The following is a 14,446-nucleotide window of genomic DNA, read 5'->3' as shown; positions in this document are numbered from 1 at the left end:
GCGTCCAGTCTGGCATGCCCGGGCGGAAGGCTACGATACGGCGTTAAGCCAAGTGAGGACGGAGCCGTCGCCTTCAATGTGTTCGGCCAGTTCGGCGTTGAATTTTCGGCCGTATTCTGCGGTGATGTGCTCCTGGAAGGCTTCCTCGTCGCGGTAGACCTCGAACACGAAATATTCCCGCTGATTGGTTTCGCGCGTGTAGGGCAGGAACGTGACGTTGCCCGGTTCTTGCCGGACGTGCCCTGCGAGTTCTGTCATCATTTCAGCGACCCTGTTTTCGCTGCCTTCCTTGACGGTGAATTCCGCGTACAAGGTTTTGGTCATGTCCGGTCCTTTGGTCGATTGAATGGTTGTTGGTTAGCTCGGGGGCAGTATTTCGCCCGAACCCCTGGGAATGAGTTCCGTCGGGACGACATAGGTCTGCGGCGGGCGGCTGTCGCCGTCGATCCTTGCAAGGATCCGCTCGGCAGCGAGCTTTCCGATCCGTTCAGGGTGCTGGGCAATGACGGTGACTCCAGGCTCCATCATGTCGGCCAGGGTGAAGTCGTCAAATCCGACCAAGGCGACCTGATGCTGCATACCGAGGGTTTTCAGTGCTCGCATGGCACCGAAAGTCACAAGGTTCTGACTAGAGAATATCGCCGTGGGAGGGTTCTCTGAAGTGAGCAGTTCCATTGCAGCCCGGAGGGCCGTTTCCTCGTCGTGAAGATTCTCGCGGACCGCAACCGTGGACGTCGCTATGCCGGACCTGCCGATCTCGTTCAGGAACCCTGTCCGCCGTTTCACGGCGGTCTGGATATCAGTGCGGTCCCCAAGATAGGCCAACTTGGTGTGGCCATGCTTGATGAGATGTGCAGCAGCCGTCGTCGCGCCCACCTCGTTATCGGTGACTACTGCGTCCGCCTCGATACCCACGGGCTCGCGGTCGATGAACACCAACGGCAGGTCCCGGGAGTGTTCCGGAATCATGTACGCCTGGCTCTTGGCGATGGTGGTGAGAACAAGACCATCCACCCGGCGCCCCAGGAAAGCCGAAATCAGCTTGCGTTCGCGGTCCGGATCGTCATCCAGGCTTGAGGCGAAGACTGCGATCCCCCGCTCGCCAAGGGCATCTTCCATGGCGCGGTGGATCTCGCCGCTGAAGGGGTTGGACACGCTCGGAAGCAACAATCCGATGGATTGGGTCTTGCGGCCGGATCGCTTCAGGCTGCCGGCGGTGATGTCCAGGTGGTATTGAAGTTGCTCCGTTGCCCGCAGGACCCGCTGGCGGGTTTCCTCCGAAACGCCTGGTTCGTCGTTGACCACCCTGGAGACCGTCTTGATGCCTACCCCGGCAAGGTCAGCAACGTTTTTCATCGTGGGCGGCCTGCGCGCAGGATCGGGTTGGGAACGATTAGACACCGTTGTCAAAGAAACACTCCTCAACTTCAATTAACACTTGACTGCATTGTGTGAGCTTGGTTACATGTTAGCTGACAACGTTGTCATGGGGGAATCACTCGCCATGAGCAGCCACAAAAAACAGGAGTTTCAATGTTGAGTTCCAAAGCTTCGAGGTCGGCAAAGACCCGCCTTCTTGCCGCTGGTGCAGTACTGACGCTGGGCGCGCTAAGCCTGACTGCCTGCGGCGGCGGCTCCTCGCCTTCGTCCAGCGCGGGCAGCGATGAAAAGATCGGCGTTTCGCTGATCGTGAAGACCACGTCCAATCCGTTCTTTGTGTCGATGCAGGATGGCGCCAAAAAGGCTGCCGAAGCTGACGGCGTTGATCTGAAGCTTGCTGCAGGCAAGGCCGATGGTGACGAGGACACCCAGATCCAGGCCATCGAAAACGCGATCTCCAAGGGCGATAAGGGAATTCTCATCACCCCCAACGGCCCGTCCGTGGTGGATGCCCTGAAGAAGGCCAAGGACGCCGGCTTGTTCGTCATTGCCCTGGATACCCCGCCGGACCCTGCCGACGCCGCTGACATCACGTTTGCCACGGACAACTTCGCCGCCGGTGAGCTGATCGGCAAGTGGACGGCCCAGCAGCTGGCGGGCAAGAAAGCTGTGATCGCACTTGTGGACCTCTTCGATGACAAGGTTGTGTCCGTTGACTATAACCGTGACCAGGGCTTCCTGACCGGCATGGGCATCGACACCGCCGACAAGAAGAAGAACGGCGACGAAGCCAAAACGGGCAAGTACACCGGCGGCAAGGGCGGCGAGTACGAAATCGTCGGCAGCCAGGCTTCCCAGGGCGCCGAAGACGGCGGACGTACTGCCATGGAAACCCTGCTGGCCAAGAACCCCAACATCAACGTCGTCTACACGATCAACGAGCCTGCAGCTGCCGGTGCCTTCGAAGCACTGAAATCCGCGGGCAAGGAAAAAGACGCCCTGATCGTCTCCGTTGACGGCGGCTGCTCAGGCGTGAACAACGTCAAGTCCGGCGTCATCGGCGCCACGGCACAGCAGTACCCGGTGAAGATGGCCGAGCTTGGCGTCAAGGCCATTGTCGACCTCGCAAAGACCGGCAAGAAGCCCGCCAACTCCGAGGGCCTGGACTTCTTCAACACCGGAGTGGAGCTCGTCACGGACAAGCCCGTGGACGGCGTGAAGAGCATCACCACCACCGACGCTTCCCAGATCTGCTGGGGCAAGTAAGTTCAGGAGCAAGCTAAAGTGACCCAGCAACAGACCGCCGGCCCCCCGAGCGCCGGGCACGCTGACCTGGCCGAGGAATTCCTTGACCGCCAAACGCCGCTCAGCAGAATCCGCAACATCCTCCACCGCTACCCCGCCCTCAGCCCGGCCATTGTCCTGCTGATCGCGGTGGTGGTCTTCGGACTCCTCAACGACCGCTTCCTGCGGGTGGAAAACCTTTCCCTGATCACCCAGCAGGTCGCCGTCGTCGGAACCCTGGCCATCGCCCAAACCCTCATCATCCTGACCGCCGGAATCGACCTTTCCGTCGGCGCCGTCATGATCCTGTCCTCGATGGTGATCGCGCAGATGGCCGTCGGCAGCGGAGTCCCCGGCCCGCTTGCCCTCATCGCCGGGCTGATCGTAGGACTTGGTGCAGGCGCCCTGAACGGTTTCCTCGTGACACGATTCCGGCTCCCGCCGTTCATCGTCACGCTGGGAACCCTGAACATCTTCATCGCCCTGACCCTGCTCTACTCCGGCGGCAGCACCGTCCGCGGATCCGCCATGCCGGGTGTGCTCACCTGGCTGGGAAGCACCTTCCCGATCGGGCCAGTCCGTATCTCCACTGGCGTCGTCATGATGCTCCTGCTCTACATCGCCGTCGCCTTCATCCTGGGCAAAACCGCCTGGGGACGGCACGTCTACGCAGTGGGCGATGACAAGGAAGCAGCCCGGCTGGCCGGTATTCCCGTCAACCGCGTCCTCATGAGCGTCTACCTTGCCGCAGGCGCAGTCCTTGCCGTCGGCGCCTGGATCCAGATCGGCCGTACCAACGCCGCAAGCCCCAACGCCGGCGTCGATCTGAACCTGGACTCCATCACCGCCGTCGTAATTGGCGGAACCAGCCTCTTCGGTGGCCGCGGCTCCATCTGGGGTTCCTTGCTCGGAGCACTGATCGTCGGCGTCTTCCGCAACGGACTCTCACTCGCCGGTCTGGATGTCCTCTACCAGACCCTCGCGGTGGGCATCCTGATCATCATTGCCGTGTCCGTCGATCAGTGGATCCGAAAGGTCAAGTCATGACCATGACTGAATTTGCAGCCTCACAGACCGAAACCCGCGAGCCCATCCTTAAAGCCAGGAACCTCGTGAAGACCTTCGGCCGGGTGGTTGGCCTCGACGGCGTCAACCTGGACCTCTACCCCGGCGAAGTCCTGGCCATCATCGGCGACAACGGTGCCGGCAAGTCCACGCTCATCAAGTGCCTCACCGGCGCCGAAGTTCCGGACACAGGAGAAATCTTCGTGTCCGGTCAGCAGGTGCACTTCAAACGGCCACAGGACGCCCGGCTTCACGGCATCGAAACGGTCTACCAAAACCTGGCCGTCTCACCGGCCCTGGATGTCGCCTCGAACCTGTTCCTCGGTCGTGAAGAGCGCCTTCCCGGGCCCCTGGGGAGCCTGTTCCGGATCCTCGACACCAAGGGCATGCGCAGGAAGGCCAAGGAAGAACTCACCCGGCTGGGCATTTCCACCCTGCAGGACGTCACCGTGCCGGTAGAGAACCTTTCCGGCGGCCAGCGCCAGGCAGTCGCCGTCGCCCGCGCCGCGGCCTTCGGATCCAAGGTGGTCGTCCTTGACGAACCGACGGCGGCACTGGGCGTCCGTGAATCCAACCAGGTACTGCAGTTGGTCCGCGACCTCCGCGACCGCGGCCTGCCTGTCATCCTGATCAGCCACAACATGCCCCACGTGTTCGATGTCGCCGACCGCATCCACATCCAGCGCCTGGGCAAATGCGCGGCCACCATCACCCCGCAATCCCACACCATGACCGACGCCGTCGCCATCATGACAGGTGCAGCCAAAGCCTGACGGGCGCCGCCCACCTTCCGTTCCAGCACCGCACAATCCGCTCCAGCGGAACCCCCTTCTCCGTCCGCGGACCTGCCCACAGGTCCGCGGACGGATCCACACCCGGCCGACCAGCCGGCACCGACGAAAGAACCCAGATGCACAAGCCTCCCCCCGGCCCCTCCGCCCAAGACCAGCTGGATGTTGTTGTGATCGGCGAAGCCCTGATCGACATCGTTAATACCCCGGAAGGAACCATCAGCTATCCAGGAGGATCCCCGGCGAATGTCGCCTATGGCCTTGGCCGGCTCGGCGTATCCACGGGGTTGCTCACTGCAATCGGCGAAGACGACTACGGGAACGCCATCACCAACCATCTCCAGAGCGCAGGCGTTCGGCTCCTTCCGGGTTCAACGTCCCTTGAACGCACAGCCACCGCTACTGCCACGTTGGCGGCAGATGGCTCGGCCAGCTACGAGTTCGATATCGCCTGGGAGCTGGCTCCAGTGGCGCCCGCCATGGTCCCGAAAGTCCTTCACACCGGCTCTATCGCTACTTTCCTGGCCCCGGGAGCCTCCACCGTCCGCTCCCTTCTTGAGCAAGGACACAAGTCGTGCCTTGTCACGTATGACCCCAATATCCGCCCTGCCCTGCTTGGCAGCCATGCTGAAGCGAAGAGAGTCTTTGAGGACCTGCTCCCACTCACGGACGTCGTAAAGCTCAGCGACGAAGATGCCCACTGGCTCTACCCGACGTCGTCTCCGGACGAGGTCACGTCCCGCCTGCTCGCACATGGTGCACGCCTTGCCGTCATCACCCTCGGCGCTGACGGCGCCCTCCTCGCCACGGAGAGTGCGAAGCTCAGCATCCCTTCCGTGAAAACCGAGGTTGCCGACACCATCGGCGCCGGCGACTCCTATATGTCCGCCCTCATCTTCGGCCTTTTGGCAGAGGGCGAAGAGGGATTTGCGCCGGGAGCACTGGAAACCATCGGCAAAACTGCCTCGATGGCCGCAGCAATCACGGTCAGCCGCTCCGGAGCCAACCCACCCACCGTTTCGGAACTGCAGGCACGGCTGGACATGTCATCCAGCGCAAGGCTTCCTGTTTCACGGTAAGCACGGTCATTCTCCCGGTGGCCTGACTCTTCGATCAAACGGCTGAATCACGACGGCGGCTGGTCGCCCTTTCGGTTCCGAGGAACCAGCGGTTCCCTGGGAACCGTGGCGACCTGCCGCCGTCGTGCGTTTCCCCTCACAGGGACCTTTGACGTATCGCAGGTCACATCGTATGATTAATGAATCGATTCAAGACTCAAGTCGATCCACATGTAACCTTCACCATGCTGAATGAGCACCGCATTGTTCAGTCCTGGATTGGAAGAGTTTTTGTTCCTTGCCAACGACGACAAAGGAGTTCAGCGAATGACCGTCACGCACCGGAGGGATACCCCTTCCACCCAGGACGAGGCCATCGGCCGGAAGGACCCGAAGAAAGCGGCAATGAGCGGCTGGATCGGAAGCGCGCTGGAGTACTACGACTTCGCGCTCTATTCCCTGGCCGCGACGCTGCTTTTCCCAACGATCTTTTTCCCCACGGAGAACCCCACCGTAGGCATCATCGCTTCCCTGGCCACCTATGCCGTGGGATACGTGTCCCGCCCGCTTGGCGCAGTGGTCCTGGGTGCTTACGGTGACAGGCATGGGCGCAAGAAGGTCCTGGTCTTTGCAATGCTGCTCATGGGGTTCGCTACTTTCGCGGTAGGACTCCTGCCAACCTACGGCCAGGTGGGGCTTCTGGCTCCCGTCCTCCTGGTAATCCTGCGCTTGATCCAGGGCTTCGCCGTTGCTGGCGAACTCGGCGGTGCCAGCGCGATGATCGTAGAGCACTCCCCCGATGCCAGGCGCGGCTTCTTCGCGAGCTTCAGCCTTCAGGGCACGCAGGTGGGATCCATCCTCGCCACGGCTGTCCTCATTCCGCTCGCCGCCCTGTTGCCGGATGACCAGTTCCATTCCTGGGGCTGGCGGCTGCCCTTCCTCCTCAGCGCCGTCGTGATTTTGGCCGGCTACATTATCCGCCGCCGCGTGCAGGAGCCGCCCGCATACCTGGCGCAGTCGGAAGAGCCCGGCACCAAACGCCGGTTCCCCCTCGCAGACCTCCTGCGCACCCACCCGTGGGTCCTGGTCCGCTGCGTTGCAATGACGTTCACAAACGTCATCGGCATGGCCACCCTGATCTTCGGCGTATCGTTCGCCACCCAGAAGAGCTATGGCAACGGCTTCTCAAGCAGCGAATTCCTCTGGGTAACCATGGCAGCAAACGTGGCCGCAGTGCTGACTATCCCTTTGTTCGGGGCACTGTCAGACCGGATTGGCCGGCGGACACTCATGGTTGCAGGCGGCATAGCCGGTGGCTTGTTGACCATGGTGTACCTGTGGGCGATCGAACAGGGTAGCCTGCCGCTGATCTTCGTCTGCGTTGTCATCGTTCAGGGCATCCTGTTCCAGATGTGGAACGCCACCTTCGCCACGTTCTTCCAGGAGCAGTTCCCCATGCGGATGCGGGTGACAGGCTTCGCAGTCTCGCAAAACATCGGCCTCATGATCGCCTCGTTCTTCCCCAGCCTGTTCACTGCCATGGCTCCTCCCGGATCAGCGAACATCCCCATGGTCATCGGCCTGACCACTCTGGGCATCTGCCTCGTCTCGGCGCTGGCCACCCTGTTGTCTTCGGACACCAAGGGAAAGACTCTCGAGGACCTTGAGGCCCGCTAGCCTTGGCTCCGCCGGAAGCAGGGTTTCTCCGCCAACGCGGCCCGGATCAGGTCAGAGTTGGATGCCGGTATATTTGGTTTCCTGGTAGGCCTCAAGGCCTTCAATGCCCCCTTCACGGCCGAGGCCTGATTGTTTGGTCCCGCCGAACGGTGCGGCCGGGTTGCTGATGAGCCCGCGGTTGATGCCTGTCATGCCGGCATCAATCGCGTCCGCAACGCGCAGTGCCCTGGTCAGGTCCTGGGTGAAGATGTACGAAGCCAGGCCGTAGGGAGTGGCATTCGCTTCCACGACGGCTTCTTCTTCGGTGTCGAAGGTGTAGATCGCTGCGACGGGGCCGAAGATTTCTTCTTCCCTGATTCTGGCGTCGGCGGGAATGTTGGTTAGGACGGTGGGCTGGTAGTAGTAGCCGGGGCCGTCGATGATCTGGCCCCCAGTGAGGCAGGTTGCGCCCTTGGCGAGGGCGTCCACGACGAGATTGTGGACGGCGGCGCGTTGCTTGTGATCGATCAGTGGCCCTAGACCGGTGCCGGGTTCGTGGCCGTTGCCGACGTTGACGGCGGCGAGGCGCTCCGTGAAGCCTTTGGTGAACTTGGGAGCGATGCCGGCCTGGACATAGATCCGGTTGGCTGCGACGCAGGACTGACCACCGTTGCGGAGCTTGGCGAGGTAGGCCCCTTCGATCGCGGTATCGAGGTCCGCGTCGTCGAAAACGATCAGTGGTGCGTTCCCGCCAAGTTCCATGGAGGTGTTCACGACGTTCCGCGCGGCTTGGGCCAGGAGTACCCGGCCGACTTCGGTGGAGCCGGTGAAGGAGATTTTTCGGATCCGTTCGTCATTCATGATGGCGCTGATCAGATCGCGGGAGTTGCTCGTCACGACGACGTTCACTACACCGGCGGGCACGCCTGCTTCCTGGAGGACCTGGGCAAGCAGCAGGGAGGTAAGCGGGGTTTGGGCGGCAGGCTTGAGGATGGTGGTGCAGCCAGCGGCCAAGGCCGGGGCGATCTTGCGGGCGCCCATGGCCAGTGGGAAGTTCCACGGGGTGATCAGCAGGGAGGGACCGACGGGGCGTTTGGACACTGCCATGTGGTAGTTGGAGCCAGGTTCGACGCCGAACTGGCCTTCGGTGTGGCTCCGTCCGGCGGATTCTGCGAACCAGCGGAAGAACCCTGCGCCGTAGTCTACTTCGGATTGGGCTTCGGCCCAGGGCTTGCCCATTTCATCCACGATCAAGCGGGCGAAATCGTCGCGGCGGGCGACTATGCCCTGATACGTTCGGGCGAGGATGTCGGCACGGTCCCTTGCCGGTGTTGCTGCCCAAGCATCCTGGGCAGCGCAGGCGGCATCCAGTGCCAACGCACCGTCTTGGATAGAGCCGTCGGAAACGTGCGCCACCGTTTCGCCGCTGGCGGGGTTGATGACCGGCAGCGTGGCTCCTGTGCCGGATGATATCCATTCCCCGCCGATTAGCAGCCGGGTTTCAATGAGGTTCAGGGTCGTTCCAGTACTCATGGGCATTGCTCCACTTTCAGACGTTGTTTGGGAAGGGGCGCAGGGCCCGACTGATGCCGCGCCCTGCGGGGGGCCTAGAAGGCGGTGTATCCGCCGTCTACCGGGAGCGTCGCTCCGGTGATGTAGGACGCTTCCTTGGATGCGAGGAAGAGGATGGCGTCGGCGATCTCCTCGGGGGTGGCGAGGCGTTGGAGCGGAATTTGGCCCTCGCGCTGGCGGCGATAGGCCTCGGGGTGGGGCCTGCGCTGGATTGATGCTTCGATGACCGGAGTAATGGTTAGCCCCGGAGCGACAACGTTGACGCGGATGTTCCGTGGAGCCCACTCGATCGCGGCGCCCTTGGCGAGCATGATCAGGCCGCCCTTGGCCGCGGAGTACAGGACCTGGCCAGGCATTCCGACCATGCCCAGCCGTGAACTGACCAAGACGAAGGAGCCTCCCGCCGCGGGCATCAGTGGTGCGAAGTGCTTCATTACCAGGAAGGCGCTGAGCAGGTTGCTGTGGAGCACATTCTTTGCATCGTCATGGTCCATCTCCGTCAGCGGGCCGGTGACTTGCAAGCCGTGGTTAATGACGACGACGTCGACCGTGCCGAACGCTTCGGCGGCCTGCCGGGCGAGGCTTTCGACAAAGGCTTCGTCGTTAAGGTCTCCCGGGACGTACAGGTCATCTGTGTGCGGGGTATCGAGGTGCTCCCTGCGGCCGGTGAGCAGCAGGCGGGCACCTTCGCGACGGAAGTGCGAACTCACCGCCTCACCGATTCCACTGCTGGCTCCTGTCACCACGGCAGTGGTTTTGTCTAATCTCAAGTCAGTCACTCCATCGTGAGGTTGATTGTTCGATGTGGGTTGGGGGCGAAGGCCCGTCCCCCAGCGATTAATTGAGGAATCCGCGCGCGTCCACCGGCCACCGTTCCAGTGGCGCTCCGGTGCTGTCGGTGACGATGTACTCCTCGAAATTGACCACCACCGGGCAGACGTGGTTTGGCACCACGGGTAGCACGCTCCCGACGCGCGGACGGAATCCGTCCCCGGGCAGAGGAAGGAAGCCGTGGTACTCGTTGTGGGTTTTGACGTGTGGTCTGACGTCGAGGTTCTGCTGGGTTGCGAACGCCTGCATCCGGTCGATGTTGTCCTGCATCACGTCGGACAGCACGATTGGTGAGGGCGTATCGATCCGATCTACGAGCGTCCCCAGAGCTTGCTGAATGCGGTTCACGCTGTGTTCCTTATTCTTCATGTCCTATGCCTCCGTGCAGACCATCTGGATCTCGACCGGGCTCCTGCGCGGCAGGCCGGCAACACCGATCGCAGTACGGGCGTGCCGTCCGTTTTCACCCAGCACCCCGATGAGCAAGTCACTGGCTGCATTGGCGACCTGCGACTGCAGGCCGAAGTCCGGTGTACTGGCCACAAAGACGAGCATCTGCACGATGCGGACCTTGTCCAGGTCGCCCACTGCTTGGACGGCGGCAGCAAGTGCGTTGAGCGCTGCATGGCGGGCAAGCTCCTGGGCTGTTTCAAGCTCAACCTCGCGGCCGACGATGCCGGTGCCCAGAAGTTCGCCGTCTTCGTACGGCAGTTGGCCTGAGATATAAATGCTGGAGTCCACCGAGCGGTGTTGAAGGTAGTACGGGTTGTGAGCGAGGCTGGGCAATTTCAAGCCGAAAGCACGCAACCGGTCATATGGCGAGCCGGACACGCCATTGGCGACCAGCCCGATGCGAGAATCAGCCGGGGTAAAGGGAAGACTCATATCGACGCTTTCACTAGCTGTGGGAAGAGGACTGTCCGGCCGGGGAAACCTGCATACTGTGGACGCTCATGAACCGTTCCGGACGTACGAAATCCAGGCCGTCGAACGTCTGTAATCCGAGTGCCTCCCGGGCTGCGATCTCGCCATATCCAGTGGCCATTTTGAAGCCCCCGCCGGAGAACCCGGTGGCGCAGTAGACCCGGCTACCGGCGTCCAAACGCCCGAGCAGCGGGTTTCGGTCGGTAGTGAAGAGGTCCGGGAACGCATCCGAGCGGACGATGTTTGGATACAGACCGGGGAAGAACTCACTCACCGTTTCGGTCGTCTCCGCAACCTCTGCCGGAGTAAGTTCCCTGGGAACCGCATCCGGGTTCCATGTAGGCGTTGGCCGGAAATTCAGCGTTGCCTTGACGGTGACCCCGTCAACTGCTGGTGCACCATACATGGATCGGTCTCCGGAGAGCCGCACGAAGACGGGGAACCGTTCTGGAGAGAAGAGTGCGGGATTTTTCGCGACGAACCATGTGAGGAAAACCCTGTTGGGTTGGGTGTGTGCCTGGAGCGACTCCGGCATGAGCTTCTGTGACCAGCCGCCGGACGCCACGATGACATTCTCGAACGTCCAGGACTTGTCCCCGGAGGTCACCACAACGCCGTCTACGGTTTCCCGGATCCCGTCTACCGGGGTGTTGGTTAGTATTGTGGCACCGTTGGCCTCGGCTGCGGAGATCGCAGCCGTGACGGCCCGGTCCGTCCTTAGAGCGCCACCGTTGGGGTCGAATACAGCGATATCGTCCGAACGCAGGTTGTGCTGCGGGTACCGCTCGGCCATCTCGGCATGGGAGAGAATCTGGTGCGCGACTCCGGTCACCCGCGCCGACTCGAGTAGCTGTGTAATGTACGGGCCATTCGCCGTGCCAATGTAGATTCCGCCGCAGCGCAAAAGGATGTCCTGTCCGGTTTCGTCCTCAAGCTCGGCCCAGAGCCGTTGGGAGCTGTGCAGGATGGGGTTGAAGCCCGGATTTAGGTTGAGCATTCGGAACAGGCGGGTGTCTCCGCCAACGGCGCTGCGTCCGTGGGCAGGGAGCTGCGCTTCGAAGCCGACCACCGAATCGGACAGCCGGGAGGCCTGCCAGAGGGCCATACTGCCAATGGTGCCGAGGCCGATGACGGCCAATTTTCCATCTGTCATTTCAGAGCACTTTCTCGAGGAAGGACTGGGTGCGGGACTCTTGCGGGTTGGCGAGGACTTGCCGGGCGTCGCCGCGTTCGACGACGTAGCCGTCGTCCATGAAGATCAGGGAGTCGGCCACTTCGCGGGCGAAGCCCATCTCGTGGGTGACCACCACCATGGTCATGCCCTTCTTGGCCAGCTCTTTCATGACTGTCAGGACTTCTCCGACCTTTTCGGGGTCCAGTGCAGATGTTGGTTCATCAAAGAGCATGATCTCCGGGTCCATGGCCAGGGACCGTGCGATCGCCACGCGTTGCTGCTGCCCACCGGAGAGCTCGGCCGGGTATCGGTCACCAAACGCGCCGAGCCCGACGCTTGTCAATAGTTCCTGGGCTCGTTTGGCTGATTCCTTCTTGTCCGCGCGCTTGACCAGGACCGGTCCGGACATGACGTTCTCCCGGGCGGTCATGTTCGGAAACAGGTTGAAGGACTGGAAGACCATGCCAACCCTGGTGCGCTGCTGGGCCAGCTTCTTCGCTGGCAGGGCGTGGTAGGCCTTATCGGTTTCGTAGTAGCCGAAGTCCTCGCCGTTGACCTTCAGGACACCGGAGTCCACGGTCTCAAGACCGTTGATGCAGCGAAGGATAGTGGACTTTCCCGAGCCGCTGGGGCCGATGATGCAGCAGATCTCTCCGCTGGCGATCTCCAGGTCGATGTCCTTCAGGACTGTCTTGGGCCCAAAGGACTTTCGGATTTTCTGGGCAAGGATAGTGCCGTCGGTGTTCATCGGGCGATACCTTCCGGGTCTGTCAGGACAGCGGGTTTCGACTTCCGCGGAAGCCGGGCGGTTGCGCGGGAGTACTTCTGTTCGAGCTTGGACTGCGGGTAGCTCAGCAGCAGGGTCATGACCAGGTACCAGAGGCTGGCCACGATCAGCAGCGGGATGGTCTCAAAGGTGCGGGCGTAGATCAACTGGGTGCTCTGCAAAAGCTCGGCCACGCCGAGGACGCTGACCAGCGACGTTTCCTTGAACATTCCGATGAACTGATTGCCGGTTGCCGGAATGATGGACGGCATAGCCTGAGGGATGATGACCTTGCGCATCCTCATGGATGCGCTCATTCCGAGCGAGTCGGCGGCCTCGAGCTGGCCCTTGCCAACCGCGGAGAAGCCGCCGCGGATGATCTCGGCCATGTAGGCAGCCTGGTTGAGGGTAAGGCCCACGAGTGCTGCAGTGATCGGGCCCATGATCGTGTTGACGTCGATGACAGTGCTGATGTCAGTGAACGGGATCCCGATGCTCAGGTTCGGGTAAAGGGCGGAGATATTGAACCAGAAGATCAGCTGCACCAAGACCGGGGTACCCCGGAACAATGTGATGTAGAGTCCGGCTGTCATGGAGACCGGCTTCACATGCGAAGCCCGCATGATCGCAAGGGCCAGCCCGAGCAAGGTTCCCAGTGCCATGCTCGCAACCGTGAGGAAGATCGTGAGCATGAGCCCGCGCAGGATCGTCTCAGCGAAGAAGTACTTCCCAACGATCTCCCACTTGAAGTTGGAGTTTGTCAGGACGGAGGTGAGAATCCCGACGCCGACGAGGATGCTTAGGATCCACCCTGCATATTCGGAGCGGGTCCGAAGCCGGAGCCGTGGCTTGAGGGCTGCATCAATGCTTCCCATGGCAGCTTTGTTTCCTTTGTCGATTGCCGTTGTCATTCAGGCACCTGCTAGTTCAGCTTGGCGTCGGTGATGGCGCCAAACTCGAGGCCCCAGGTTTTGAGCGCCTCTTTGTACTCCGGGTCCCCGAGGATCGATTGGACTGCTGCCTGGATTGCCGGGGTCAGCGGCGAGCCCTTCTTCAGCGCAACTGCCGTGATGCCGGTTCCCCCGACGTTGAGGGGAGGGGTTAGCATCTGGAAGGAGCCCGGCTGCTGCGTCTGTGCCCAGGCGAGTGCCGTGGTGTCGTAGAGGATGCCGTCGATCCGCTTGGAGTGCAGCTGTACCAGGGCTTCCTGGATGTTGGGCAGCGTCACAGCGTTGATCGCGGGCTGTCCCTTGGAGGTGCAGGTCATCTCGTTCAGGGCCGGAAGGCGCAACAGTTGGCCGGTGGAACCCTGGGTGACGGCGATGTTCTTCCCACACAGGGTCTCGTTCGTGAGTTTCTGCGGGTTTCCGGCGGTCACCCCGATGGAGCTGCCAGCCTTGAAGTAGTCGATCATGTCCACGACCTTGAGCCGGTCCTCGGTCTTGGCCATGGTCGAAACCGTGAAGTCGAAGCGTCCGCCGTCAAGGCCCGGAATGATGGTGTCGAACTTCGTGTCCTCGAACTTCACCTTTACGCCAAGCTTCTTGGCAATAAGCCGCGTGATGTCCGGGTTGAGGCCGATCGGGGTTTTGTTGTCTTCGGCAAGGAAGACGGTCGGCGGGTAGTGCAGGTCCGCGGCCACCGTGAGCTCGCCCTTGTCCTTGTAGGACTTCGGCAGGAGGCTCACAGCCTTCGGATCTGGCTGGACACCCTCCGAGATATCCCTCAGGCCCAGTTCGGTGGGGCTGGCGGAAGGTTCACTACTGGCGGCGTTGCCGCATGCGCTCAAGCCAATAAGGAGGGCCAGTGCGGCCACAGCGGCGTGGACCTTGTTTTGTGTCTTCATCGTGTTTTCCTTGGAATTTCTTTGGGTTGGGATGGTGGGGTTACAGGAAAGGCGTGCAGTGGTGCCCGCTGGACGCGGTAATGAACGGGACGGGGCCTT

15 protein-coding genes are annotated in these 14,446 nt (G+C 61.8%); 5 read left to right on the top strand and 10 right to left on the bottom strand.

The window, feature by feature from the left end:
• Positions 1–30 precede the first annotated feature (30 nt).
• Complete coding sequence (locus tag J2Y41_RS16570) at positions 31–324, bottom strand: putative quinol monooxygenase (RefSeq protein ID WP_309930084.1); 294 nt, start codon at positions 322–324, stop codon at positions 31–33.
• 33 nt (positions 325–357) lie between these two features.
• Positions 358–1,356 carry a LacI family DNA-binding transcriptional regulator gene (locus J2Y41_RS16565; RefSeq protein ID WP_309930082.1) on the bottom strand — a complete coding sequence of 333 codons (999 nt, stop codon included), beginning with the start codon at positions 1,354–1,356 and terminating at the stop codon, positions 358–360.
• Between the two features lie 177 nt (positions 1,357–1,533).
• On the opposite strand from J2Y41_RS16565, the gene J2Y41_RS16560 reads away from it, so the two are divergent.
• From J2Y41_RS16560 to J2Y41_RS16540, 5 genes are all read left to right on the top strand, one after another.
• Complete coding sequence (locus J2Y41_RS16560; RefSeq protein WP_309930079.1) at positions 1,534–2,646, top strand: substrate-binding domain-containing protein; 1,113 nt, start codon at positions 1,534–1,536, stop codon at positions 2,644–2,646.
• 18 nt (positions 2,647–2,664) lie between these two features.
• Complete coding sequence (locus tag J2Y41_RS16555; protein ID WP_224166289.1) at positions 2,665–3,711, top strand: ABC transporter permease; 1,047 nt, start codon at positions 2,665–2,667, stop codon at positions 3,709–3,711.
• Positions 3,708–4,502 carry an ATP-binding cassette domain-containing protein gene (locus J2Y41_RS16550; protein ID WP_224166288.1) on the top strand — a complete coding sequence of 265 codons (795 nt, stop codon included), beginning with the start codon at positions 3,708–3,710 and terminating at the stop codon, positions 4,500–4,502. Before J2Y41_RS16555 ends, J2Y41_RS16550 begins: the two co-directional genes overlap by 4 nt.
• Positions 4,503–4,639: 137 nt before the next feature.
• On the top strand, positions 4,640–5,599 hold the full coding sequence (locus tag J2Y41_RS16545) for a carbohydrate kinase (RefSeq protein ID WP_309930076.1): 960 nt from the start codon (positions 4,640–4,642) through the stop codon (positions 5,597–5,599).
• Between the two features lie 306 nt (positions 5,600–5,905).
• A complete protein-coding gene (locus J2Y41_RS16540; RefSeq protein WP_224166286.1) occupies positions 5,906–7,255 on the top strand; it encodes an MFS transporter in 1,350 nt (449 codons plus the stop codon).
• 51 nt (positions 7,256–7,306) lie between these two features.
• Here J2Y41_RS16540 and J2Y41_RS16535 read toward each other — a convergent pair whose 3' ends face one another.
• The 8 genes from J2Y41_RS16535 to J2Y41_RS16500 all read right to left on the bottom strand — a co-directional run bounded on the left by J2Y41_RS16535 (position 7,307) and on the right by J2Y41_RS16500 (position 14,347).
• Complete coding sequence (locus J2Y41_RS16535) at positions 7,307–8,767, bottom strand: NAD-dependent succinate-semialdehyde dehydrogenase (RefSeq protein WP_309930074.1); 1,461 nt, start codon at positions 8,765–8,767, stop codon at positions 7,307–7,309.
• A gap of 74 nt (positions 8,768–8,841) precedes the next feature.
• The gene (locus J2Y41_RS16530) at positions 8,842–9,585 is read right to left on the bottom strand and encodes an SDR family NAD(P)-dependent oxidoreductase (protein ID WP_309930072.1); all 744 of its coding nucleotides are present in this window, start codon (positions 9,583–9,585) and stop codon (positions 8,842–8,844) included.
• A 58-nt stretch (positions 9,586–9,643) separates the two neighbouring features.
• A complete protein-coding gene (locus tag J2Y41_RS16525) occupies positions 9,644–9,985 on the bottom strand; it encodes a hypothetical protein (RefSeq protein WP_309930070.1) in 342 nt (113 codons plus the stop codon).
• Between the two features lie 24 nt (positions 9,986–10,009).
• The gene (locus tag J2Y41_RS16520; RefSeq protein WP_309930068.1) at positions 10,010–10,522 is read right to left on the bottom strand and encodes a RidA family protein; all 513 of its coding nucleotides are present in this window, start codon (positions 10,520–10,522) and stop codon (positions 10,010–10,012) included.
• Between the two features lie 13 nt (positions 10,523–10,535).
• The gene (locus tag J2Y41_RS16515) at positions 10,536–11,714 is read right to left on the bottom strand and encodes an FAD-dependent oxidoreductase (RefSeq protein WP_309930065.1); all 1,179 of its coding nucleotides are present in this window, start codon (positions 11,712–11,714) and stop codon (positions 10,536–10,538) included.
• A gap of 1 nt (position 11,715) precedes the next feature.
• Positions 11,716–12,483: an amino acid ABC transporter ATP-binding protein gene (locus J2Y41_RS16510; protein ID WP_309930063.1), complete on the bottom strand. Its 768-nt coding sequence runs from the start codon at positions 12,481–12,483 to the stop codon at positions 11,716–11,718.
• Positions 12,480–13,412 (bottom strand): amino acid ABC transporter permease, encoded by a 933-nt coding sequence (locus J2Y41_RS16505; protein ID WP_224166279.1) that lies wholly within the window; start codon positions 13,410–13,412, stop codon positions 12,480–12,482. Before J2Y41_RS16505 ends, J2Y41_RS16510 begins: the two co-directional genes overlap by 4 nt.
• 11 nt (positions 13,413–13,423) lie before the next feature.
• Positions 13,424–14,347, bottom strand: coding sequence for an ABC transporter substrate-binding protein (locus J2Y41_RS16500; protein ID WP_224166278.1), 924 nt, complete (start codon positions 14,345–14,347; stop codon positions 13,424–13,426).
• Positions 14,348–14,446: the final 99 nt, after the last annotated feature.

The sequence above is a fragment of the Arthrobacter sp. 1088 genome (assembly GCF_031455315.1).
Classification (GTDB): Bacteria; Actinomycetota; Actinomycetes; order Actinomycetales; family Micrococcaceae; genus Arthrobacter.
This window is presented reverse-complemented; position numbering and strand designations above follow the sequence as displayed.